The sequence below is a fragment of the Bradyrhizobium sp. Kon10 genome, assembly GCF_055807395.1.
Window position 1 is genome coordinate 1 of sequence record NZ_JBVVOZ010000296.1, and the last position, 255, is coordinate 255.

At 71.0% G+C, this 255-nt stretch carries 1 protein-coding gene; it reads left to right on the plus strand.

Annotation, left to right across the window (positions count from 1 at the left end; all coding sequences use genetic code 11):
• Window positions 1-93: 93 nt before the first annotated feature.
• The coding region (locus AC0L2O_RS37100; RefSeq protein WP_473373242.1) for a nucleotide-binding protein at window positions 94-255 on the plus strand (162 nt) is incomplete at its 3' end.

Genomic DNA, 255 nt, shown 5'->3' on the forward strand with positions numbered 1-255 from the left:
TGCCGAGGAGGCGGCCGCCGCCGGATTGACCGCGCCGGCGCTGATCGTCGTCGGCGGCATCGTCGCGATGCGCACGGCATTGGCTGGCGAGCCATGACCCGTGCGATCATCATCGGCGCGCCGCGCTCAGGCTCGGGCAAGACCAGCGTCACCATCGGTATTTTGCGTGCGCTCGCCCGGCGCGGCCTGAAGGTGCGCGGCGCCAAATCCGGTCCCGACTATATCGACCCGGGCTTCCACACCGCCGCGACAGGC